This is a genomic window from Mesorhizobium sp. M0001, assembly GCF_040324255.1.
Taxonomy (GTDB): Bacteria; Pseudomonadota; Alphaproteobacteria; order Rhizobiales; family Rhizobiaceae; genus Mesorhizobium.
Genome location: NZ_JAMYVS010000019.1, coordinates 1 through 21,130 on the forward strand (window position 1 = coordinate 1; position 21,130 = coordinate 21,130).

Consider the following 21,130-nt stretch of genomic DNA (forward strand, 5'->3'; position numbering starts at 1 on the left):
CGCCGCGCCAACCAATCCGCTTGGCGCTGCGGCGGACGCATAGGGGGAGAGAAGTGTCACCTATGTATCCGGTTCAAAGTGTTACCCATCTATCGGCTGGACAGTTAACCGTGTGCCTCGGCGCCCTTGCCTGCAGGGCTGGTAATTGGCAAAACCTTCGGCGCCGGCGACCTTTCTCCCCTTACGGGGAGAAATGCCCGGCAGGGCAATGAGGGGCAGCGCTGGCGCCGACGGTATCGCCTTCCCAGTTACCGCGTCCGCGATTTCAGCGGCAGCCTGCTTGCGCCGTCTCGTATGCAGTGCGGCGCGCCGTCAGGCGAAACGGCATGTCGGCGAGTTCGCGCTCCGACATGGTGTCGAGCACGGGATGCGACAGCGGATCGGTCACCCAATTGAGGACATCGCCGTCATGGCGCCGCCGCGTGTAGCCGGCAAAGACTTTGAGCAATGATACGATCGTCACCATCCTCACCTCCTCGGTCTGACTGTCCCGCTAGAATCTGCCCTGTCTCGCCGTCTTTCAATTGAGATTTCGGCCGCGCCGGTTTAGAAAAACTGGAATGGCTATGCTGAACCGCGTCCATCTCAACGGCTTGCGCGCCGTCGAAACCGTCGCCCGCCTCGGCTCGCTGGCGGCCGCTGCCGGCGAGCTCAACGTCTCCGTCAGCGCCGTCAGCCAGCAGATCAACCGCACCGAAAAGCAGCTTGGACAGGCGCTGTTTGAACGAACGGCGAGCGGGCTGGTGCTGACCGAGTTCGGCACGGTTTTTTCCGCCCGGCTGGGCGCCGGTTTTCGCGAGCTGGCGCAGGCGGTGGCGCTGGCCGACGAGGCAAGCCAATGCACGCTGGTGGTTTCGGTGGCGCCGGCCTTCGCTTCGAAATGGCTGCTGCCGCGATTGTCGCGGCATTTCGATCGCCATCCCAACGTGCTGCTGCGCATCGACGCCTCGGTGCGCCTCGCCGATCTCGAACGTTCCGACATCGACATCGCCATCCGGCTTGGCGACGGCAAATGGCCGGGCGGCCGGGCGGAACTTTTGTTGGCGCAGGAAGTCTTTCCGGTCTGCGCGCCGGTGATCGCCAAGAAACTGAAGTCGATCGAAGACCTGGCGCAGACCTGCGCCATCACCGACGAGCGGGCGATGATCAACTGGGAGAGCTGGTTCAAGGCTGCCGGGGCCGAGCCGGTCACTTTTCGCAAGGGCGCGCGCTTCACCGACCCGATGTTGTGCCTGGAATCGGCAATCGCGGGCCACGGCGTCATGCTCGGCTGGCAATTGCTGGCCGCCGATGCGCTGGCCGACGGCCGCCTCGTCGCGCCTTTCGGCGTGCGGGCGCAGAGCGGCCTCGGCTACTGGCTGGTGACCTCGGCGACCAAGACCGAAAGCCGCAAGGTGCGCGATTTCAAGATCTGGATCCGCGAGGAAATCGCGGCGACCGTGGCGCAGTTCAGCGCGCTGGAAAGCGCTGCCTAGGGCTGTCCGTCGCGACAGTGCTGGAAAGCACAGCCGCGCCGATCTATGTTGGAAGCTTCACCCCCAAGACCAAGACAGGCAGGATCATGACCACACATTCGCGCGGCGTTTCCGCAACGATCGACCCGGTGAAGCTCGACAGGCTGGCGGAAGTCGCCATCAAGGTCGGGCTGCAATTGCAGCCGGGGCAGGATCTGGTGCTGACCTCGTCGACCGCAGCCCTGCCGCTGACCAGGCGCATCGTCGAGCACGCTTACAAGGCGGGCGCCGGGCTGGTAACGCCGATCTTCAACGATGACGAGATCACGCTGGCGCGCTTCCGCTACGGGGCGGATGCCGGCTTCGACCGCGCCGCCGGCTGGATGTATGAAGGCATGGCGAAGGCCTTTTCCAACAATGCGGCGCGGCTTGCCGTGCGCGGCGAGGACCCGTCGCTGTTGTCGGCGCAGGACCCGGCGAAAGTGGCGCGCGCCAACAAGGCGAACTCGATGGCCTACCAGCCGGCGCTGGAAAAGATCACCGGCTTCGACATCAACTGGAACATCGTCGCCTACCCGGATCTCGCCTGGGCAAAACAGGTCTTCCCCGGCGATGCCGACGATGTCGCCGTGGTGAAGCTCGCCGATGCGATCTTTTCGGCATCACGGGTCGATGTGGAAGACCCGATCGCAAACTGGACGGCGCACAATGCAGCGCTGCGCGGCCGCACAAAGTGGCTGAACGAGCACAATTTCCATGATCTGCATTTCAGCGGCCCGGGCACCGACCTCACCGTCGGGCTGGCCGATGGCCATGAATGGATGGGCGGCGCCTCGACTGCCAAGAACGGCGTCACCTGCAATCCGAACATCCCGACCGAGGAGGTCTTCACCACGCCGCATGCACGGCGCGTCTCCGGCCGTGTATCCTCGACCAAGCCGCTGTCCTACCAGGGCACGCTGATCGACGATATCTCGGTGCGTTTCGAAGAGGGCAGGATCGTCGAGGCCAAGGCTTCGAAGGGCGAGGACGTGCTGAAGAAAGTGCTCGACACCGACGAGGGTTCGCGCCGGCTCGGCGAGGTGGCGCTGGTGCCGCATTCCTCGCCGATCTCGGCCAGCGGCCTGCTGTTCTTCAACACGCTGTTCGACGAGAACGCCGCCTGCCACATCGCGCTCGGGCAGTGCTATTCAAAATGCTTCGTCGACGGCGCCTCGCTCAGCCAGGACGAAATCGCCCAGCGCGGCGGCAACAAGAGTTTTATCCACATCGACTGGATGATCGGCTCGGACAAGATCGACATAGACGGCGTGCACAAGGATGGCCGCAAGGTGCCGGTGATGCGCAAGGGCGAGTGGGCGTAAGCTCGCGGAGGGCGGATGGGTTTCGACCTGACGGTCAAGCGAATTTACGAAGCACCCGCGCCCGATGACGGGCAGCGGGTGCTGGTCGATCGCATCTGGCCGCGCGGCATCAGCAAGGAGGATGCCGCGCTGACGCTGTGGCTGAAGGAGATCGCGCCGAGCGATGAATTGCGGAGGTGGTTCGGACATGAGCCGGCGCGATGGGCGGAGTTTCAGGTGCGGTATTCGGTCGAGCTGGATGGGAATAGAGAAGCGGTGGCGAAACTGCGTGGCTTGCTCGGCAAGGCCAAGGTGACGCTGCTTTATGGCGCGCATGACGAGGCGCATAACAATGCGGTGGCGTTGGCGGGGTATTTGCGCGGGACGGGTTGAGAGACAGCGAACCGCTGCATACGCCGCAAGCGAAAGCCTTCACAATTAGCGATCGCCCTCCACGCGTTCGTCATCCTCGGGCTGACCCGAGGATCCTGTGTGTTGTTCCCATGCTATGTTTGGGGTGGGAAGGAGACCGACAGGATCCCATGGTCTGCGCTGCGTCGCTTCGAACCTAGCTTCGCCACAGGATGACGAAGCGAGGCGACGCTACTTCACCACCCCTTCATAAGCCTCCGGCTTGAAGCCAACCAAAATCTCATCCCCGACCTCGAGCACCGGGCGCTTGATCATCGTCGGGTTGGCCAGCATCAGCTTCCTGGCCTTCTTCTCGTCGAGCCCTTGCTTGTCCTTGTCCGGCAGTTCGCGAAATGTGGTGCTGCCCTTGTTGAGCAGCTTTTCCCAGCCAACCTTGCCGACCCACCCGTCCAGTCTGCCCGCCTCTATCCCCTCGGCCCGGTAGTCGTGAAAGCGGTAGGGCACAGCATGGCCCTCCAGCCAGGTGCGCGCCTTGCGGATCGTGTCGCAGGTGGTGATGCCGTACATGGTGATCGTCAAAACGCGCTTCCCTCGACTGACAGTCGAATCCTCAGACAGCCTAAAACCGCCCTCCCCGCTTTGCCAGCGTCCCAATCGCTAGCGGCGCTTTTTTAGAGGTTGCCAATACTAAGGAAATTTCCTAAGTATCTGCTGCACCGCGTCGACAGACCTCAGGATCGCCCATGCCAAGCCTCCACGCCCCAACTACAAGTCTCCCGCCGATCGACGGCATCTTCCGCGCGCTGGCTGACCCGACGCGGCGGCGCGTGGTCGAGCGGTTGAACCGCAGTCCCGCCTCAGTCAGCGAGTTGGCGCAGCCTTTCGAGATGGCGCTGCCTTCCTTCATCGAGCATCTGAAAGTGCTGGAAGGCTGCGGACTGGTGCGATCGGAAAAAATCGGCCGCACCAGGACCTATCAGCTGGCGCCCGAACCGCTGCAGCTCGCCGAAAACTGGCTGGCCGAACAGCGCACGCTGTGGGAGCGCCGACTCGATCAATTCGACGCCTATGTGATGAGCCTCAAGGAGCAAGAAAAGTGAGCTATCCCTTCAAGCCCGACCCCAGACTGGACCTTGTGCTGGAGCGCAAGCTCGACGCGCCGCGCGAACTCTTGTGGAGCGCGATGACGGTGCCGGAGCATGTCAAGCAATGGTTCACGCCCAAGCCCTGGCTGATCACCGATTGCGAGATCGACCTTCGTCCGGGCGGACTGTTCCGGACGCGCATGCAATCGCCCGACGGCAAGGAGGTCAACGACCGCCATTGCTGCTATCTCGAGATCGTGCCGAACGAGCGGCTGGTGTGGACCGATGCGCTGCTGCCGGGCTATCGGCCCTCGGGCGAGCCCTTCATCACCGCAGTCATTTCGCTTCAGTCGGATGACAAGGGCACGCGCTACACGGCAACGGCCATCCATCGCGACCAGGCTACCCGCAACAATCATGAAGAGATGGGGTTCTTCGACGGCTGGGGCACGGTGGCCGATCAGTTGGCGCAGTATGTGAAGACCATTTGAGCTTTTCCCACTGCGGCCAGGACTTTGTCCCGGCCGCCTGGTTTTTGGGTCGTGCAGCGAAGTGCGCCGGAACCCTACGGCACCCGGGCTCAGTAGTAGAAGCGCTCTTCGGTGATCTTGCCGTTCTTGACGGTGTACAGGCCAACCTCGTCCATGGTGACCCGTTCGCCGGTGGCCTTGGGCGTTATGTCGAACTTGAAGCGCACCGCGAACTGGTCGCCGTTGACATAGGGGCCTTCGACAGAGCCGCCATGGACTTCGTGGTTCTCTTGCCACCATTCGCCCTTTTGCCTGAGAGCCTCCTTGCCACGGGCGATGGCCATCGGCCCCTCCATGGCTTCGAGGCTGACGATATCATCGGCATTGTACTTTTCACCAGCACCCAGGTGATCCCCCTGCTGGAGCATTTCGGTGAAATCCTTGGCAACATCCGCGATGGTCATGTGTGTTCCTCCTGTTCAGACTGGTTTGAAGTAGGGAAGCGCTTGCCGGCCCGCCACCTTTACCCGCACGACAGCTGACAAGGTGTGTCAGGACGATGATATAGCGCGGCTGTGTGACGACGATTGCGGCGGCGTCGGACAGCGACTTCGGTTGCAGACAAAAGCCAATTCCGCAATGCTGGGTGCATGTGCAACCTCTACAACATCACGACGACGCAAGAGGCGGTCCGCCAATGGACCCGCACATTGCGCGATATCAGCGGCAACCTCGAACCTTCGCTTGATGTCTATCCCAATCAACCTGGGCTTGTCGTTCGCAACAGGACGGATGGGGAGCGTGAACTGGCGAAACTGCTTTGGGGTTTGCCAACGCCGCCCGAGCGCATGAAAGGTAAGGCCGACTACGGCACCACCAACGTTCGCAATCCGCAATATTCGCACTGGCAGCAATATGTGGGCGTCGAGCACAGATGTGTCGTGCCGGTGACCAGCTTTGCCGAGCCCAGCCCTGCGGCGAACGATAAAGACCCGGAAACAGGAATCCAGCGAAATTACTGGTTTGCCCGTGGCGAGAGCCGGCCGCTGTTCTTCTTCGCTGGTTTCTGGACGTCTTGGCAGGGCGTGCGAAAGGTCAAGGACGGTCCCGGCGACTTCGAGCTATACGCCTTCATGACCACCAAGCCTAATGCTCTCATTGCGCCGATACATGAGAAGGCTATGCCCGTGATCCTCACCACGCCGGAGGAAACCGAGGCTTGGCTGACGGCGCCATGGTCGGAAGCACGGCGTTTGCAGCGGACGGCGCCCAACGACGCGTTGGTGATCGTTGAGAAGCCAGCCACACAGATCAAGTTCCCACCACAGGCCCCGGCCCAAGGGTCTCTGTTTTAGCCCGAAATCGGCTCTCCTCAATCGTCGTCTCGCCAGATTACCCGGCGAACCATGCGGATTTCGACAAGACGTCTGACGCGAATTTTAAGGCGTTCAGCAGCGCTTGGCAGAATGATGCCTGCATCGAGCTCACGACCTTTGCAGCGCTCGCACCGCATGTGCCGCTCCACATCCCAAAAGGGGATATCACCAACCAGCTTTGCGAGATCGCCAGGCAGATAGTGTCGAGTGATGTTGCAGTTCCGACATCGAACACGAATTAGCTGCCCGACTTCATGCGCCAAGCAGAGGGTTTGCACATTTCGGCGCGGTCGGGTGCTTAGTTCGGGCATCCCGCAAAGTAGGAATATGTTCCTTTGCGAGTCAATTCACACTTAATTCCACCTTGGCGATCTTCACAGCAGGTTAAATCCAACCGTCGATGAAGGGATTGGGTTGGATCAGCTTGGCAGCATAGGGCAGTTGGCACCACGGCGCAGGCTGATATGCGCCACGTCGCCGACGCTGAATTGAAAGCCCTCGGCCTGGCGCGGCGCATCGATCACCACCGGCAATCCCTGCCCCAGCTCAGCATGCAGCCGCAGCGTGCGGCCGTGGAAGACGATGGAGTTGACGCGCGCCGGCGCGGTGCCGGCGGCGGCATCGGTGGTGGCCAGCAAGTCCTCGGGGCGAACGCCGATGGTGCGCTCAGTGCCTTCGCCGGGTGTGTCGCCGGTTTCGGATGTTGCTTCCAGCGAAAGCCCGCCAGCGGCGAAGCGCAGGCGGTCGCCGTCGCGGCCGATGAAGCGCGATTGCAAGAGGTTCATGGTGCCGATGAAGCTTGCGACGAATTTCGTCGCCGGCCGGTCGTAAAGCGTAGCCGGCGGCGCGATCTGCTCGATGCGGCCCTTGTTCATGACGACGATGCGGTCGGAGATCGACAGCGCTTCGGTCTGGTCGTGGGTGACCATGACGAAGGTGGTGCCGAGCCGCGACTGCAGCCGCTTCAGTTCGACCTGCATCTGTTCGCGCAGATGCGCATCGAGCGCCGACAGCGGTTCATCGAGCAACAGAACGCGCGGCTCGCAGACTATGGCTCGGGCGAGCGCGACGCGCTGGCGCTGGCCACCCGACAGTTCGGAAACGCGGGCGCCGAGCTTGTCGGCGAGGCCGACCATGTCGAGGGCTTCGCGGACGCGCTTTGCCTGCTCGGCGCCGGACAGTTTGCGCAGCGACAGGCCGAAGCCGACATTCTCGGCGACGTTCATATGCGGGAACAGCGCATAATCCTGGAACACGGTGTTGACGGGACGGTCGAACGGCCTGAGCGCGGTGATGTCGCGGCCGTCAAGCAGCACCTTGCCGCTCGACGGGCTCTCGAAACCGGCAATGACGCGCAGGCTGGTGGTCTTGCCGCAGCCCGAGGGCCCGAGCAGGGTGATGAACTCGCCGCTGATAATGTCGAGATCGACGGCGTCGAGCCCGACAATGCCGCCGGGGAAAACCTTCGAGACCGTGTCCACGCGTACCAGCGCATCAGGCGCCATCGCGAACCTCGGACGGCTTGGTGGTGTTGACCCAGAGGATCTGGCAAGGCTCGGTGCCGGGATTGCGGAAGGCGTGCAGAAGCGTGCTCTTGAAGGCAAAGGAGTCGCCGCTCTTCAGCACGTATTTTGTCGAGTCCACCACCAGTTCGACCTCGCCCGACAGGACATAGCCGAACTCGTGACCGATATGCGCATAGGCTTCCGCCGTGCCGCCATCGGCTTCCACGGTCACCAAGAGGCCGGTCAGCGCCGCGCCCGGCGGCGACAGCAGCGCCTTGGCGATGCCTTCCGACTTGACCGGGAGCTGCCGCCTTTTGTCGGCGCGCACGCAATAGAGATCGTTGGCGGCTTCGTTGCCGTCGGTGATCAGCGCCGAAGGCTCGATGTCGAGCGCGGCCGCAAGCGGCCAGATCACCTTGACGCGCAGCGAAGACAGGCCGCGCTCGATCTGGCTCAGCGCACCGATGGAGACGCCGGCTTTTGCTGCCAGCTCGGCCAACGACAAATTGCGCTCCAGCCGCAGCGCCCGCACGCGCCGGCCGACGCGAATGTCGGCGTCGGCCTTTGGTTTCGCTTCAAGCATGTCCATCAGTTGGTCCTTGTTGCAGTCTTTGGCGCGGCGGCAAGACCCGCGGCTTCAGGAGATTAGTCACAATTACCTGCCGTCGGCGCTGCCCTCATTGTCCTGCCGGACATTTCTCCCCGTATAGTGACGGGGAGAAAGCGGCTGGTCGCAAACTCGGCGCCATTTCTGCAACGTTTGCGATTTGCGAAATCGCTGGTGACAGCGCCCCTCTCCCCGTCACTATACGGGGAGAGGATGCCGGCAGGCAGGTGAGGGGCAGCGCAACCGTCGGCGATGGATCCCTCACCCGCCCGCCTTCACTTTCTCGAACATCTTCGCCACATCGTCGTTCTGCTTCATCGGGCCGGTGAAGATGGTGGTCTTCAGCATCACCTCCGGGTCCGCCGGCAATTGCAGCTTGTCCAGTTCGTCCTTCGCCACGCCGGCGAAGGCGGTGCTCAGCGAGCTGCCATAGCCGTAGGCTTGGATCAGGTACTTACCCGAGTCGGCGTCGAGCCGGCTGTTGATGAAGTCATAGGCGAGGTCGACGTTTTTGGCGTCCTTGAGCATGACGAAGCCGCAGGCCCAGGTCAGCATGCCCTCCTTCGGCTTCATGAACTCGACCGGCACGCCCTGCTTCTTCAGCGAGGTTGCCGACGCGTTCCAGGTCATGGCGGCGACCAGCTGGCCGCTGGCCAGCGCCTGTTCGACCGAGGTCATGTCGGTGGTGTAGTTGGAGAGCAGCGGACGCTGCTCGCGCAATTTTTCCGCCACCTTGTCCATCTGCTCCGGCGTCATATCGAAGGGGTTTACGCCGGCCAGAAGTGCTGCAACGATCGGCGTGTCATGCACGGCATCGATGGTCGCCATGCGGCCGGCATATTGCTTGTCCCACAGAAGGTTCCAGCTCGCTTCCGGGTTCTTCACCAGATCGGTGCGGTAGAGGATCGAGGTGTTGCCCCAATCCCACGGCACCATCCAGACCTTGCCGTCGCCGGCCTGGATGTCGGGCAGGTTCTTGAACACCGGGAAGATCGAATCCCAGTTCTTGATGCGCTTGGTATCGATCGGCTGCAGCAGGCCTTCCTTGTTCCAGCGCGCCACCTTGTCGTAGCAGGGATGGGCGATATCGGGGCGGAAGCCGGCCTTGACCTTGGTGAAGGCATCGTCGTCGTCGCCGAAGATCGAGGCCTCGACGCCATCGGGATGGGCCGTCAGGAAGCTCTTGTTGAAGTCTGGCAGTTCATAGCCGGACCAAGTGAAATATTGCAGCTTGTCGGCGGCGAAGGCGACAGTCGACGACAGGACGATTGCAAGCGCGGCAAGCCCGGTGCGGGCTGTCTTTGCAGTGATCGATTTCGGGCCAGTGATCGATTTCAGCCCAGTAATTGATTTCGGGTCGAATGCCATTTCGGTTCTCCTCTTTTGTTATGGTTCAGGCTGGACTGGTGGGCGCCGTCCGACGGGCTGTGCTCAGCCCGCGATGGCGCAGGATTTCGGCGATGCCGGCGATGATGACTGACACAGCAAGGATAGCTGTCCCCAGCGCCATCACGGTCGGCAGCGAGCGAGGAAAACGCAGTTGGCTCCAGATGTAGAGCGGCAGCGTCGGCTCGGTGCCGGCGAGGAAGAAGACGACGATGAACTCGTCGAAGGAAATCAGAAAGGCCAGCATGAAGGCCGAGACGATGGCCGGCAGCGAGAGCGGCAACATCACCCGCCGGAAGGTCGTCCAGTCGGAAGCGCCGAGATCGAGTGCGGCCTCGCGAATGGTTTTCGGAATTGCGGCAAACCGGCTGCGCATGATCACCACGGTGGTCGGCAGCGCCACCAGTATGTGGCCGAGAACGATGGCGATGCGCGACGGGCCGAGGCCGATGAGATTGACGAGGATCAGCAACGATATGCCGACGATGACGCCGGGGATCAGGATCGGCAGCCTGGAGATGGCGCTGATGGTGGCGGCGAGCGGCGAACGACCGTAGAGGTCCATATAGGAGACGGTGATGCCGCAGAGCGTGGCGCCGGCGGCGGCCACGACGCCAATGACGAGACTGTTCAAAAGCGCGCCGGACAGCGCCGGATTGCCATAGAGCGTGGCATACCATTCGAGCGTGAAGCCCTGCAGCGGAAACGCGGCCTGGATGGAGTTGTTGAAGGAAAACAGCGGGATCAACAGCACCGGCAGATAGAGGAAGACGAGATAGGCAAGCACATAGACGCCGAGCCAGCCGCGGCCATCATCTCTCCGCGCGGCGCTCATGTGCGGCTGCCGAATCTGCGGTCGGCGCCGCGTGCGACCAGCACCACGCAGAGGATGACCAGCATCACGCAGACTGAAAGTGCCGCCCCGAACGGCCAGTCATTGGCCTTGCCGAACTGCGACTGGATCAATGTGCCGATCATGGTGCTGGCGGGACCGCCGACCATGGCCGGGGTGACATAGTCGCCGACCGTCGGCACAAAGACGACGAGGGCGGCCGCCAGAACGCCCGGCATCGAATTGGGCAAGACGACGCGGCGAAACGCCGTGAACGGTCTGGCGCCGAGATCGGAGGCGGCTTCGAGCAGTGATTTCGGGATGGTGTCCAGCGCCACATAGATCGGCAGGATGGCGAAGGGCGCATAGGCATGCGCCAGCGTGACGACCACCGCCGCCGGCGTGTTGAGGAAGGCCAGCGTCGGCTCCGACCAGATGCCGCTTTCGATCAGCGCCGAGTTCAAGACGCCGTTGTAGGCGAGCACGATCTTCCAGGCGAAGACGCGCAGGAGATAGCTGGTCCAAAACGGCAGGGTCACCAGAAACAAAAGCAGGCTGCGGCGGCGGCCGGCATGGAAGGCGAGATAGTAGGCGACGGGATAGGCGGTGACGACGGTCGCCAGCGTCACCAGGCCGGCGATCACCAGCGAGCGCAGCGTCACCGTCCAGTAGAGCGGATCGGAGACCACGGTGATGAAGTTGCCTGCCGTGAAGCCGGCGCCGAGCAGCGAACCGTCATTGCCGCGAAGTGAGAGGAAGAGCACAAGGCCAAGGGCAAACAGGATCAGGAACAAGGTGACGAGCCCGCCCGGCAGCAACATGGCGAAGCGGAAGCCTCGGGACGACCCTGCCGGCGCTTCTGGTGCAACGATGCTCGACATCGGACTGCTCAACGGAAATATGAAATCGGCTTAGCTTTTTTCATATTTGTGAAACTGTCAAGCTGAATCCACGAGGCCTAGGCGACCGGCGCCCAATCAGCGCTCGAAGGCGTCGAGCATCCGGTACCAGGCGATGGTCGCGGCGACGCCGACCTGGCGGAAGGCGTGGAACGGAATCGGCCGGACCGGCGACAGCGGGAACGGCAATTGATTGACATCGCCGCCCGCGAGGTAGCCCGCCATGCGTTTTCCCAGCGCGGTCATCAGGCCGACGCCCCTGCCCTGGCAACCAACCACGGCGAGCAGGCCCTTTTCCGGCTCATGGATGTGCGGCAGGTGATCCGGCGTCATCGCCACACGACCGAACCAGCGTTTCTCGATCGAGATATGGGCCGAGGCCGGATAGAGCCGCACCAGCGCGTGCTGCAGATGCGCCCAGTCGGCCTCGCTCCTCGGCCGCGCCATGCGGCCGCGGCCGCCAAGCACCAGATGGCCGTCGGTTGTTTTGCGGTAGTAGACGAGAATGCGCCTGGAGTCGGACACCGCCTGCCCTTCCGGCAGGATCGTCGCCGCAAGGTTGGATGACAGCGGCGCGGTCGCGACCTGGAAGGAATGCAGCGGCACGATCGTTTCCGCGAGGCCCGGAAGCAGTCCATCGGTATAGGCGTTCGTCGCCAGGACAACCGCTTTCGCCCGCACCTCGGCGCCGCTTTCGGTTGAGACACGCCAAAGGCCGGCCTCCTTGCGGAGTTTCACCACCTTCTGCCGCTCGGCAATGCTGGCGCCGGCGGCGGCGGCGATGCGCGCCAGTTCCACTGTATAGGCGAGCGGATCGATGATGCCGGCGCGGCGGTCGAGCCAGCCGCCGAGATAGCCTTGCGCGCCGGTCATAGCGGCGATCTCGCTTTCATTCAGAAGCCGGACATCGGCGCCACGCGCCCGCCATTGACGATCCCTGTTCGCCGCCGCTTTCAATGCGGTTTCGGTATGCGCGGCCTGGATCCAGCCATTGCGGGTGAACGGCACCGCCAGCTTTTCGTCTTGGATGAGATCGAACACCGTATCCGCCGTCGAGGCGGCGAAATCGACCAGCGCTTGGCCACGCTCGGGGCCGAAATGCTCGAGCAGCCATTCGGGATCATATTTCAGGCCGGGAATGACCTGGCCGCCATTGAGGCCCGAGGCGCCCTGGCCGATCTCGCCAGCCTCCAGCACCTGTACACCGAGACCGAGCCGGGCTGCGTGCAAGGCGGTCGACAGGCCCATGAAGCCGCCGCCGACGATGGCAACGTCGACCGGCGCAGTGACGAGCAACTGGAAGGCGGATGCGGTCTGCGGCTTCTGCCAGATCGGAACGGAAAACGGTGCGGGCAAGGCTTCACCTGGAGTATGCGGAAAATGAAAATTCTAGTGCCAGTTTCATTTTTTTGAAAGAGCGGGCCTCATGTCAGAACCGACAATTGCCTGCGCCACGGGATAGACCTTTGGCGTGAATCCGGTGAAAGTGCAGCGGCCCAGCTGCCATCTCGATCATCAAAGGACCGTAAGCCATGACGAACCCAACGCAGCTTCCCGCCGACGGGCTCTTCATCGGCCGAGCCAGGGCAAGCGATGCCTCGCATCCTCTGGTGGTCACCGTGCGCGACGGGATCGTTTTCGACGTCACCTCGACCACCGCACCCACAGTGCGCGACATCTGCGAGATGGCCGATCCGGCCGGACACGTGCGCTCTGCCAAGGGCGAACCGATCGGCTCGCTCGACGCGATCGCCGCCAACAGTTTTCAGGCCACCCGCGATCCGGCAAAACCCTATCTGCTCTCGCCTGTCGACCTGCAGGCGGTGAAGGCGTCGGGCGTGACCTTCGTGGTCAGCCTGCTCGAACGCGTCATCGAGGAGCAGGCGCGCGGCTCGGCGGAAAAGGCCGACGCCATCCGCGCCGACATTGCCGGGCTGATCGGCCACGATCTGTCGAAGCTGAAGCCCGGCTCACCCGAAGCGATGGAGATCAAGGCCAAGCTCATCCAGCGCGGCGCCTGGTCGCAATATCTGGAAGTCGGCATCGGCCCCGACGCCGAGATCTTTACCAAATGCCAGCCGATGGCGTCCGTCGGCTTCGGCGCCGATGTCGGGCTGCATCCTGTCTCCACCTGGAACAACCCCGAGCCGGAGATCGCCATGATCGCCGCCAGCACCGGCAAGATCGTCGGCGCGACCATCGGCAACGACGTCAATCTGAGCGACGTCGAGGGACGCTCGGCGCTGCTGCTCGGCAAGGCCAAGGACAACAATGCCTCGGCCTCGCTTGGGCCCTTCATCCGGTTGTTCGACGCAAGCTTTTCCATCGACGATGTCAAGCGCGCCACGGTGCGGCTGAAGGTCGAGGGCGAGGACGGGTTTTCGCTGGAGGGCGCGAGCTCGATGGCCGAGATCAGCCGTTCGCCCGAAGAGCTGGTCGCGGCCGCCATGGGGCCGCACCACCAGTATCCCGACGGCTTGGCGCTTTATCTCGGCACCATGTTCGTGCCGTCGAAGGATCGCGGCGAGAAGGGCAAGGGATTCACCCACAAGATCGGCGACATCGTCACCATCTCGTCGGAGAAATTCGGCGCGCTGGTGAACCGCGTGCTTCTGTCGCCCGATTGCCCGCACTGGACCTACGGCGCCAGCCATCTCATGCGGGACCTCGCCAAGGCCGACCTGATCTGATTTCGGAGCAGCGGGACGAACGGATAGCCGATAAACGTTCGTATCCGGTCCCTGTAAGCCGTTTGTTAGCGGAATCCGGGTGACTGTATCGGAAATTCGCTCCAGGATCGGGGCGCGGTCTGTGGGGGCCGAATCGCATGCTCGGTTTGCCGATGATATCGGTGCGCAATCTCGCCATGCGTTATGGCGGCGTTGTCGCGCTCAGGGATATGAACCTGTCTGTCGGACAGGGGACCATCCACGCTGTCGTCGGTGAAAGCGGCGCCGGAAAGTCGACGCTGGTGAAGGTGCTTGCCGGCGTGCTCCGGCCCAACAGCGGCACCATCCGCGTCGGCGACCAGATCGTCACCGTCGACAGCCCGATCGCTGCACGCAAGCACAGCTTCGGCGTCGTCCACCAGGGGCTCGGCCTGTTTGCCGACCGCTCGGTGCTGGCCAATCTGTTCGTCAATCGCGAGCCGTTGCGCAATGGCTTCGTCTCCAGGCGCGAGATGGAGGCACGCAGCCGCACCTTGCTTCGGCAACTCAAGCTCGACGTCGATGTCCACGCTCCTGTGGGACAACTCGGCATGGGCGAACGGCAATATGTCGAACTCGGCCGCGCAATTCTGGAAGGCCCGAGGCTGCTGATCCTCGATGAACCGAATTCTGCGCTCGACCGGCGCCAGACCGAGCACCTGTTCACCGTACTAAGTGACCTCAAGGCCAAGGGCACGAGCGTCCTCTATGTCTCGCACCGGCTGGAGGACGTGTTTGCGATCGCAGACCAGGTCACCGTGATGCGCAACGGCCGTGACGTGCTGACAAGTGAGCGCTCGGCGTTGAGCGAAGCCGATGTGATCGACGCCATGATCGGCCAGCAGCGCGGCAGCCTGTTCCCGCCTGCACTGCCGGCCAATGCCAGCACGATAAGGCCGCGGATCACGGTGGAGGGTCTGAGCGGCGGCCGGATTTCCGGCGTCAGCTTCACCGCCCGCTCCGGCGAGATCCTCGGCTTGGCCGGGCTTGAGGGGTCGGGCGTTGAAGACCTGTTCGAGATGCTGTTTGGCCTGCGCGAGGCGCAAGGCGGCAGGGTGCGGCTCCCCGACGGCTACGGCTTGCCTGGAAATCCGACCGAAGCGGCGCGGCGCGGCATCGGCCTGGTGCCGGCCAACCGCCTGTGCAACGGCCTGATGCCCGACCGGTCGCTGGCCTTCAACATAGGCAACATCGCTACCGGCGCCCGCAACTGGGGGTCTCGCCGCTACTCGCCCAAGGCCGCGATCGCCGCCGCCGCAAGGCAGATCGATGCGCTGCGCATCAAGGGCCTGCCGGACGCGCCGGTGAATTCGCTGCTGGCCGGCGATCAGCAGAAGATCGTAATCGCCAAATGGCTGGAGACGGCGCCGCAAGTGCTGCTCCTAGACAATCCGGCTGGCGGTATCGAGGCGGCTGCCAAGCGCAAGATCTATGCGCTGATCCGGCAGATGGCGGCCAATGGCTGTATCGTTTTGCTGCGTTCGGTCGAGCCGTCCGAACTGACCAACCTCAGCAACCGCGTCCTTGTCTTCCACCGCGGCCGGGTCGCCGGCGAGCTGTCCGGCGCCGAGATGAAGCGAAGGACAGTGCTGCAACTGACCACCACCGGCGAGATGCCGGAGGCGGAGCGGCCGAAAAAGAAACTCGTGGGAGCCATGGCATGACACGATTGGATCCCATGCTACAGCTTGCCGGTTCGGCTGCCCACCCGAAGCGCAGCCTTCACCTGCCCGTCGAACTCAGGCCGCTCATCGGGCTCGTTGTCCTTGTGGCGATTACAGGCTTTGCCCGGCCGGATTTCCTCGACGAGGCCAATGTGCTGTCGTTGCTGGAAACCGCTGCGTATCCCGGCATGCTGGCGATCGGCATGGTGTTCGTGCTCGCACTCCGCGAGATCGACCTTTCCGTCGGCTGGATATTCCATCTCGCGGCCCTTCTCACCGCATTCCTTCTGGCCGCCGGCATCGACCCGTGGCTTGCCGCCCTTTCCGGCGTGCTGCTCGGCGCCGGGCTCGGCCTCGTCAACGGCCTGCTGGTGGTGGCGCTGCGACTGCCGGCCATCGTCGTTACGCTGGGCACCTTTGCAATGTTCCGGGGCTTGGCGGCGGTGGCCGTCAAGATGCAAGCGACAGCTCCGGCCAGCCCAGGCGGCGACTTCTTTGAGATCGTTCACGGCAAGCTGTTCGGCCTTGTGCCGACGGCTGTCTTTGTCTTCGTCACAATGGCGGTGGTGATGCACCTCGTGCTTCACCGCAGCCGCTTCGGCTACCGGATCCAGGCCGTCGGCAGCAATCCGCAGGCGGCGCTCTATGCCGGCATCCCGACAGGTGCTGTGCGGCTGCAGACGCTGGTGCTGATGGGCATCGTCTCGGGGCTGGCGGGCGCGCTGTGGCTTGGCTCTCCCGTTACCGACGTCGACCAAGGCGGCGGTTTCGTGCTGATGGCGATTGCCGCGGCGATCATCGGCGGCACCTCGCTTTCCGGCGGGCGCGGCACCGTCTTCGGTGCGGTGATCGGCATGCTGATCGTCCAGGTCATCTTGAGCGGCGTGACCCTGTTCGGCATCGACGCCGCATGGAGCCCCTTCGTGATCGGCGCGGTGATGGTGCTGGCGCTCGCGCTCGACCGGCTGGCCAAGGTGCTGCGCAACCGCCAGGCCGAGCGCTTTCAGGAAAATCCGCGCGCCTGAGTTTAAGCCCCGCCTGCTTGCCGGGAAATATCTCTATCTCTTGGTTGACGCAATTCCGGACGGAAAACCGTTTCACACTTTTCCTGGAATCGCCCTCTAACTGATGCGATCTGATGGGATCGATGATGGCGCGTTGCATCGCGCCACCATCCATTGGGCGGATGGAGGCTTGCCATCGGCCGCAAAAGAAGATGCTCTGCGCATCCGGGTCGGCGCTGGCAGGAGGAGAGGATCAAGGGCATGGCCCGGATCATCGCCGGACGTGGAGGTCGTTTTTCAACATGGGAGGAAAGCAAATGCTGACGAGGCTACGATTACTCGTGCTTGGCTTGATTGTGGCGCTGGCCGTTCCGGCGGCGGCACAGGCCAAGACGTTCTACTGGATTTCGCATGGCGGCCCGGCCGACCCGGTCTGGACCTACTTCCTGGCCGGCGCCAAGCAATGGGCGAAGGACACCGGCAACACCGTCAACACCTCGTTCCACAATGGCGACGTTGCCTCGCAGCAGGAGGCCGTGCGCGCCGCGATCTCGGCAAAGGCCGACGGCATCGTCACCACCAGCCCCGATCCGGGCAGCCTGATCGAAATCGCCAAGGAAGCCAACACGGCCAAGATCCCGATCATCAACTTCAACACGCCCGATCCCAAGGCAAGCTTCGACGCCTATGTCGGCGGCGACAACGTCACCTTCGGCAAGCACTGGGCGCAATATCTGGTCGACAAGGGCCTGGTGAAGAAGGGCGACTTCGTCTGGATGCCGGTCGAAATCCCCGGCGCCACCTACGGCGTCCAGGAAGAGGAAGGCATCAAGAGCGTCTTCGAACCGCTGGGGATCACCTATGAGATCACCGAAGCGACCCTCGACCAGGCCGAAGCCATCAACCGCATGGTCGACTATCTCACCGCCAACAAGGCCAAGGTCAAGGCAATCATCGGCCTCGGCGATCTGGTCACCGGCTCGATCAAGCGGGTGTTCGACCAGGCCGGCATCAAGCCGGGCGAAATCCCGGTCGTCGGCTGGGGCAACTCGCTCGACACCACCCAGGAAGTGCTGACCGGCTACGTCAATGCCGGCCAGTGGCAGGACCCGCAGGCGACCAGCTACGTCGCGCTGTCGCTGGCCAACATGGCGGCGTCAGGCATTCCTCCGGGCTTCAACGTCATCACCGGCGCGCTCTATGAAAAGGACACCGCGCAGGTCTACGACGACATCCTGTCGGGCAAATAACCCAGACCTTCAACAGTCGCGGCCGCAGCCGCGGTCGCGACTGTCTTTTCGCCGAGCCCTTCGCGTTGCGCGCTGGGCTCAGCCTTCCCCTTCCTGTCGCAGGTTATCAGTGGAAAACCGTTCGCTCATCCAACGCCTGATCGCGAGGCCGGAATTCGGGCCCTTCGTTCTGCTCATCGTCGAAATCGCGGTGTTCTGGAGCATCAACCACGATTTCCTGTCGCCGCAGAACATCTCCAACACGCTGGCCTTCACCGTCGAGCTCGGGCTGATCGCGCTGGCGATGACGCTGTTGATGACGTCGGGTGAATTCGATCTGTCGGTCGGCTCGCTGTTCGGCTTTTCGCCGGTGCTGATGTGGACGCTGTTCAACAGCGGCCTGACCTCGCTGGAGGTCGGCTTCCTCGCCGCGCTGCTGATCGCGGCCTTCATCGGCCTGGTCAATGGCTGGTTCGTCACGCAGCTGAAAATCCCATCCTTCCTGGTGACGCTCGGCATGCTGCTGGTGGTGCGCGGCACCGCGCTGTTCGTCACCGACGGCTTTCCGCAGCGGACGTGGAGCGCCGAGGGCAGCTGGCTGGCCGAAGCGCTGGTCGGTGATTTCTTCATCGGCCCGTTCCGCATCTACATGTCGCTCTTCTGGTTCATCGCGGCGGCCATCGCACTGGGCTACGTGCTGACGCAAAGCCGGACCGGCAACTGGATCCAGGCAGCCGGCGGCAATCCAGGCGCCGCAAGGGCGCGCGGCGTCAACGTCAGCGGCGTCAAGATCGGCCTGTTCGTGCTGTCGTCGGTGATGGCTTCGCTTGCCGGCGTCATCTCGTCGCTGCGCACGTCGGCCGCCAACCCCAACAGCGGCACCGGCTACGAGCTCGAAGTCATCGCCATGGTGGTGATCGGCGGCACGGCGCTGACCGGTGGGCGCGGCACCATCATCGGCACGGTGCTCGGCATCCTCATCCTGCGCGTCATGCGCAACGGCATCGTGCTGATCGGCGTGCCCGGGCTGGCCTACAACATCTTCATCGGCGCCATCATCCTCGGCATGATGGCGCTGCACTCATGGCTGGAACGCCGGCATCAGGCAGGGACCTAGAACCATGGCTGAACCGCTCATCCGCATGTCCAACATCAAAAAGTCCTACGGGCGCGTGCAGGCGCTCGAAGACGCCAATTTTCATGTCAACGAAAGGGAGATCGTCGGCCTGCTCGGCGACAATGGCGCCGGCAAATCGACGCTGATCAAGGTGTTGTCGGGGGCGGTGCCGCTGACCAGCGGCGACATTTTCATCCGCGGCAAGAAGGTCAATCTGCGCAGCACCAGCGACGCCATCGCGCACGGCATCGAGACGATCTACCAGGATTCGGCACTGGTGACGCAGCTGTCGATCGCGCGCAACCTGTTCCTTGGCCGCGAGCCGATCAAACCGCCGCGCTTTTTGAACCGCATGGACCAGGAGGCGATGAACAATGTCGCCCGCGACCTGTTGAAACAGGTCGGCATCTCCAAGAACATCCCGCCGACGACGCCGATCGGCTCCCTGTCGGGCGGCGAGCGGCAGGCCGTCGCCATCGCGCGCGCCATGCACTTCGACAGCGACCTGATCATCCTCGACGAGCCGACCAACAATCTCGGCGTCGCCGAGACGCAAGGCGTGCTGAGCTTCGTGCGCAACGCGCGCGATTCCGGGCATTCCTGCATCTTCATCGCCCACAACATCCACCATGTCTTCCAGGTGGTTGACCGCATCGTCGTCATGCGCCGGGGCAAGGTGGTGGCCGACGACATCGACCCGAAGAAGACCAGCGTGGCCGAGGTCGAACGCATCATCACCGGGATGTCGGACAAGGAGATCCGCGACGCCATCATCGAAGGCGGGCCATCGCACGGCTGAACCGTCTTCGCGCCGTCTGGCACGGAAACGCATCCGCTCTAACTCGTTGTAGAGCATGACGTTTTGACAAAACGGTTCCCGTTTGTCCGAGAAAACCGGTTCCCACTTTTCGGGATCATGCTCTATGACTACAGCCATGAAAGCCACCGTTGCCGACATAGCCAGGAGCTGCGGCCTGTCGGCCGCGACCGTCGACCGGGTTCTGAACAACCGGGCCGGCGCGAGCGCCGCCAACCGCCAACGGGTGATGGAGGCGGCCAAGCAGCTCGGCTATTTGCCGGTGGTCGATCAGGTGACGCTGCCGTCGCGGCCGGCGCATCTTGAATTCTTCCTGCCGATCGGCGCCAATGGTTTCATGATCGACCTCGCCGGGCACATCGAGGACTATGCGGGGCGCCTGCCGCTGGTCGCCTCGTGCCGGATCCACAATCTCGGCGGCATCTCACCGGCAGCGCTGCAGGCGGCGGTTGAAAATCTGTCGCTGAAGGCCAATGGCGTCGGCGTCATTGCCGTCGATCATCCGCGAACCCGCAACATATTGCGTGACGTGGTCGAGGCCGGCATCCGCCTTGTCACGCTGGTCTCCGACGTTCCAGCCGCCCCGCGTTCGGCCTATGTCGGCATCGACAACCGGGTTGCCGGACGCACGGCGGCGCTGTTGATGGGGCGCTTCCTCAACGGCCGCCAGGGTCATCTGGCGATGGTCGTCGGCTCGCGTTCCTATCGCGGGCACGAGGAGCGCGAAATGGGTTTTCGGTCGGTACTGACAGAGGAATTCCCCAATCTCACCGTCTCGAGTGCGGTCGAGATCAATGACGAACCCGAAGGCAGCTACACAGCAACGATGCAGGCGCTGCACAACGAGCCGGAACTGCTCGGCATCTATTGCGTCGGCGCCGGGCGCTCAGGTGTGGCGAGAGCGCTGCTCGAGGCCAAGCCAAAGAAGAAGCCGGTCTTCATCTGCCACGACCTGACCAAGGAAACGCGCGGCTATCTCGTCGACGACCTCGCCGATGTCGTCATCGACCAGAATGCGCGGCTGATCGCGGAGCAATCTGTGATCCGCCTGCTTGGCTCGATCGCATCCGCCGCGCCATACCTGACGAAGAAGTTCATCGAGCCACGGCTGATCTTCAAGGAAAACGTGCCGGTGCAGTGACGTCGCGCCGTGGCGGTTTCTCCGATTTGTACGACAAGTCGGGGTAGATGCCGCAAATCTGCACAGCAGCCATGCAACTTTCATTGTTGCCGAATCATTGGGCAACCCTTACTCATCTGGG

At 63.2% G+C, this 21,130-nt stretch carries 22 protein-coding genes; 13 read left to right on the forward strand and 9 right to left on the reverse strand.

Translation table 11 applies throughout. The features are described 5' to 3' along the window. Positions 1–265: 265 nt before the first annotated feature. A complete protein-coding gene (locus tag NKK50_RS28795; protein ID WP_023834818.1) occupies positions 266–466 on the reverse strand; it encodes a hypothetical protein in 201 nt (66 codons plus the stop codon). 94 nt (positions 467–560) lie between these two features. On the opposite strand from NKK50_RS28795, the gene NKK50_RS28800 reads away from it, so the two are divergent. From NKK50_RS28800 to NKK50_RS28810, 3 genes are all read left to right on the forward strand, one after another. Continuing rightward, positions 561–1,475 carry a LysR substrate-binding domain-containing protein gene (locus NKK50_RS28800; RefSeq protein ID WP_023716127.1) on the forward strand — a complete coding sequence of 305 codons (915 nt, stop codon included), beginning with the start codon at positions 561–563 and terminating at the stop codon, positions 1,473–1,475. A gap of 86 nt (positions 1,476–1,561) precedes the next feature. Continuing rightward, positions 1,562–2,818, forward strand: coding sequence for an aminopeptidase (locus tag NKK50_RS28805; protein WP_031204566.1), 1,257 nt, complete (start codon positions 1,562–1,564; stop codon positions 2,816–2,818). Between the two features lie 15 nt (positions 2,819–2,833). After that, positions 2,834–3,190: a DUF488 domain-containing protein gene (locus NKK50_RS28810; protein WP_023834820.1), complete on the forward strand. Its 357-nt coding sequence runs from the start codon at positions 2,834–2,836 to the stop codon at positions 3,188–3,190. Positions 3,191–3,400: 210 nt separating this feature from the next. On the opposite strand, the gene NKK50_RS28815 is transcribed toward NKK50_RS28810, so the two are convergent. After that, a complete protein-coding gene (locus tag NKK50_RS28815) occupies positions 3,401–3,748 on the reverse strand; it encodes an ArsC family reductase (RefSeq protein ID WP_023709906.1) in 348 nt (115 codons plus the stop codon). A 164-nt stretch (positions 3,749–3,912) separates the two neighbouring features. Between NKK50_RS28815 and NKK50_RS28820 the strand changes: the two genes are divergently transcribed. Both NKK50_RS28820 and NKK50_RS28825 read left to right on the forward strand, forming a co-directional pair. After that, positions 3,913–4,269 carry an ArsR/SmtB family transcription factor gene (locus NKK50_RS28820; RefSeq protein WP_023687094.1) on the forward strand — a complete coding sequence of 119 codons (357 nt, stop codon included), beginning with the start codon at positions 3,913–3,915 and terminating at the stop codon, positions 4,267–4,269. Continuing rightward, complete coding sequence (locus NKK50_RS28825) at positions 4,266–4,745, forward strand: SRPBCC family protein (protein ID WP_023726386.1); 480 nt, start codon at positions 4,266–4,268, stop codon at positions 4,743–4,745. The genes NKK50_RS28820 and NKK50_RS28825 overlap by 4 nt, the downstream gene beginning before the upstream one ends. Before the next feature lie 89 nt (positions 4,746–4,834). On the opposite strand, the gene NKK50_RS28830 is transcribed toward NKK50_RS28825, so the two are convergent. After that, entirely contained in the window at positions 4,835–5,188 is a 354-nt protein-coding gene (locus NKK50_RS28830) for a nuclear transport factor 2 family protein (protein ID WP_023684393.1), read from the reverse strand. Between the two features lie 186 nt (positions 5,189–5,374). On the opposite strand from NKK50_RS28830, the gene NKK50_RS28835 reads away from it, so the two are divergent. Next, positions 5,375–6,079, forward strand: coding sequence for an SOS response-associated peptidase (locus NKK50_RS28835; protein ID WP_023684394.1), 705 nt, complete (start codon positions 5,375–5,377; stop codon positions 6,077–6,079). Positions 6,080–6,519: 440 nt separating this feature from the next. Here NKK50_RS28835 and NKK50_RS28840 read toward each other — a convergent pair whose 3' ends face one another. The 6 genes from NKK50_RS28840 to NKK50_RS28865 all read right to left on the reverse strand — a co-directional run bounded on the left by NKK50_RS28840 (position 6,520) and on the right by NKK50_RS28865 (position 12,685). Next, complete coding sequence (locus NKK50_RS28840) at positions 6,520–7,605, reverse strand: ABC transporter ATP-binding protein (protein WP_352544245.1); 1,086 nt, start codon at positions 7,603–7,605, stop codon at positions 6,520–6,522. After that, the gene (locus NKK50_RS28845; RefSeq protein WP_023684396.1) at positions 7,595–8,194 is read right to left on the reverse strand and encodes a helix-turn-helix domain-containing protein; all 600 of its coding nucleotides are present in this window, start codon (positions 8,192–8,194) and stop codon (positions 7,595–7,597) included. The genes NKK50_RS28840 and NKK50_RS28845 overlap by 11 nt, the downstream gene beginning before the upstream one ends. Positions 8,195–8,473: 279 nt before the next feature. Then, positions 8,474–9,580 carry an ABC transporter substrate-binding protein gene (locus tag NKK50_RS28850; RefSeq protein ID WP_023668506.1) on the reverse strand — a complete coding sequence of 369 codons (1,107 nt, stop codon included), beginning with the start codon at positions 9,578–9,580 and terminating at the stop codon, positions 8,474–8,476. Between the two features lie 25 nt (positions 9,581–9,605). Then, positions 9,606–10,433: an ABC transporter permease gene (locus tag NKK50_RS28855; protein ID WP_023709184.1), complete on the reverse strand. Its 828-nt coding sequence runs from the start codon at positions 10,431–10,433 to the stop codon at positions 9,606–9,608. Then, complete coding sequence (locus tag NKK50_RS28860) at positions 10,430–11,311, reverse strand: ABC transporter permease (RefSeq protein ID WP_352544246.1); 882 nt, start codon at positions 11,309–11,311, stop codon at positions 10,430–10,432. The genes NKK50_RS28855 and NKK50_RS28860 overlap by 4 nt, the downstream gene beginning before the upstream one ends. A 96-nt stretch (positions 11,312–11,407) precedes the next feature. Beyond that, a complete protein-coding gene (locus NKK50_RS28865) occupies positions 11,408–12,685 on the reverse strand; it encodes an NAD(P)/FAD-dependent oxidoreductase (RefSeq protein WP_352544247.1) in 1,278 nt (425 codons plus the stop codon). Between the two features lie 176 nt (positions 12,686–12,861). Between NKK50_RS28865 and NKK50_RS28870 the strand changes: the two genes are divergently transcribed. The 7 genes from NKK50_RS28870 to NKK50_RS28900 all read left to right on the forward strand — a co-directional run bounded on the left by NKK50_RS28870 (position 12,862) and on the right by NKK50_RS28900 (position 21,009). Further along, complete coding sequence (locus NKK50_RS28870; protein WP_352544248.1) at positions 12,862–14,019, forward strand: fumarylacetoacetate hydrolase family protein; 1,158 nt, start codon at positions 12,862–12,864, stop codon at positions 14,017–14,019. Between the two features lie 137 nt (positions 14,020–14,156). Further along, positions 14,157–15,701, forward strand: coding sequence for a sugar ABC transporter ATP-binding protein (locus NKK50_RS28875; RefSeq protein WP_352544249.1), 1,545 nt, complete (start codon positions 14,157–14,159; stop codon positions 15,699–15,701). Then, positions 15,698–16,726 (forward strand): ABC transporter permease, encoded by a 1,029-nt coding sequence (locus NKK50_RS28880; protein WP_196813737.1) that lies wholly within the window; start codon positions 15,698–15,700, stop codon positions 16,724–16,726. Before NKK50_RS28875 ends, NKK50_RS28880 begins: the two co-directional genes overlap by 4 nt. 296 nt (positions 16,727–17,022) lie before the next feature. Continuing rightward, positions 17,023–17,955, forward strand: coding sequence for a substrate-binding domain-containing protein (locus NKK50_RS28885; RefSeq protein ID WP_023687083.1), 933 nt, complete (start codon positions 17,023–17,025; stop codon positions 17,953–17,955). A gap of 109 nt (positions 17,956–18,064) precedes the next feature. Continuing rightward, positions 18,065–19,051 carry an ABC transporter permease gene (locus NKK50_RS28890; RefSeq protein ID WP_023668514.1) on the forward strand — a complete coding sequence of 329 codons (987 nt, stop codon included), beginning with the start codon at positions 18,065–18,067 and terminating at the stop codon, positions 19,049–19,051. A 4-nt stretch (positions 19,052–19,055) separates the two neighbouring features. Continuing rightward, positions 19,056–19,850, forward strand: a complete 795-nt coding sequence (locus tag NKK50_RS28895; RefSeq protein WP_023668515.1) for an ATP-binding cassette domain-containing protein — start codon at positions 19,056–19,058, stop codon at positions 19,848–19,850. Positions 19,851–19,986: 136 nt separating this feature from the next. Then, entirely contained in the window at positions 19,987–21,009 is a 1,023-nt protein-coding gene (locus NKK50_RS28900; protein ID WP_352544250.1) for a LacI family DNA-binding transcriptional regulator, read from the forward strand. The last annotated feature ends 121 nt before the right edge of the window (positions 21,010–21,130 follow it).

What these genes read in the sequence shown, in the direction of transcription:
- NKK50_RS28855 (WP_023709184.1), bottom strand. Translation starts at nt 10,433, where the DNA reads ATGAGCGCCGCGCGGAGAGATGATGGCCGCGGCTGGCTCGGCGTCTAT.
- NKK50_RS28795 (WP_023834818.1), bottom strand. Translation starts at nt 466, where the DNA reads ATGGTGACGATCGTATCATTGCTCAAAGTCTTTGCCGGCTACACGCGG.
- NKK50_RS28880 (WP_196813737.1), top strand. Translation starts at nt 15,698, where the DNA reads ATGACACGATTGGATCCCATGCTACAGCTTGCCGGTTCGGCTGCCCAC.
- NKK50_RS28860 (WP_352544246.1), bottom strand. Translation starts at nt 11,311, where the DNA reads ATGTCGAGCATCGTTGCACCAGAAGCGCCGGCAGGGTCGTCCCGAGGC.
- NKK50_RS28835 (WP_023684394.1), top strand. Translation starts at nt 5,375, where the DNA reads ATGTGCAACCTCTACAACATCACGACGACGCAAGAGGCGGTCCGCCAA.
- NKK50_RS28845 (WP_023684396.1), bottom strand. Translation starts at nt 8,194, where the DNA reads ATGGACATGCTTGAAGCGAAACCAAAGGCCGACGCCGACATTCGCGTC.
- NKK50_RS28840 (WP_352544245.1), bottom strand. Translation starts at nt 7,605, where the DNA reads ATGGCGCCTGATGCGCTGGTACGCGTGGACACGGTCTCGAAGGTTTTC.
- NKK50_RS28850 (WP_023668506.1), bottom strand. Translation starts at nt 9,580, where the DNA reads ATGGCATTCGACCCGAAATCAATTACTGGGCTGAAATCGATCACTGGC.
- NKK50_RS28870 (WP_352544248.1), top strand. Translation starts at nt 12,862, where the DNA reads ATGACGAACCCAACGCAGCTTCCCGCCGACGGGCTCTTCATCGGCCGA.
- NKK50_RS28805 (WP_031204566.1), top strand. Translation starts at nt 1,562, where the DNA reads ATGACCACACATTCGCGCGGCGTTTCCGCAACGATCGACCCGGTGAAG.
- NKK50_RS28820 (WP_023687094.1), top strand. Translation starts at nt 3,913, where the DNA reads ATGCCAAGCCTCCACGCCCCAACTACAAGTCTCCCGCCGATCGACGGC.
- NKK50_RS28830 (WP_023684393.1), bottom strand. Translation starts at nt 5,188, where the DNA reads ATGACCATCGCGGATGTTGCCAAGGATTTCACCGAAATGCTCCAGCAG.
- NKK50_RS28800 (WP_023716127.1), top strand. Translation starts at nt 561, where the DNA reads ATGGCTATGCTGAACCGCGTCCATCTCAACGGCTTGCGCGCCGTCGAA.
- NKK50_RS28900 (WP_352544250.1), top strand. Translation starts at nt 19,987, where the DNA reads ATGAAAGCCACCGTTGCCGACATAGCCAGGAGCTGCGGCCTGTCGGCC.
- NKK50_RS28895 (WP_023668515.1), top strand. Translation starts at nt 19,056, where the DNA reads ATGGCTGAACCGCTCATCCGCATGTCCAACATCAAAAAGTCCTACGGG.
- NKK50_RS28875 (WP_352544249.1), top strand. Translation starts at nt 14,157, where the DNA reads ATGCTCGGTTTGCCGATGATATCGGTGCGCAATCTCGCCATGCGTTAT.
- NKK50_RS28810 (WP_023834820.1), top strand. Translation starts at nt 2,834, where the DNA reads ATGGGTTTCGACCTGACGGTCAAGCGAATTTACGAAGCACCCGCGCCC.
- NKK50_RS28885 (WP_023687083.1), top strand. Translation starts at nt 17,023, where the DNA reads ATGCTGACGAGGCTACGATTACTCGTGCTTGGCTTGATTGTGGCGCTG.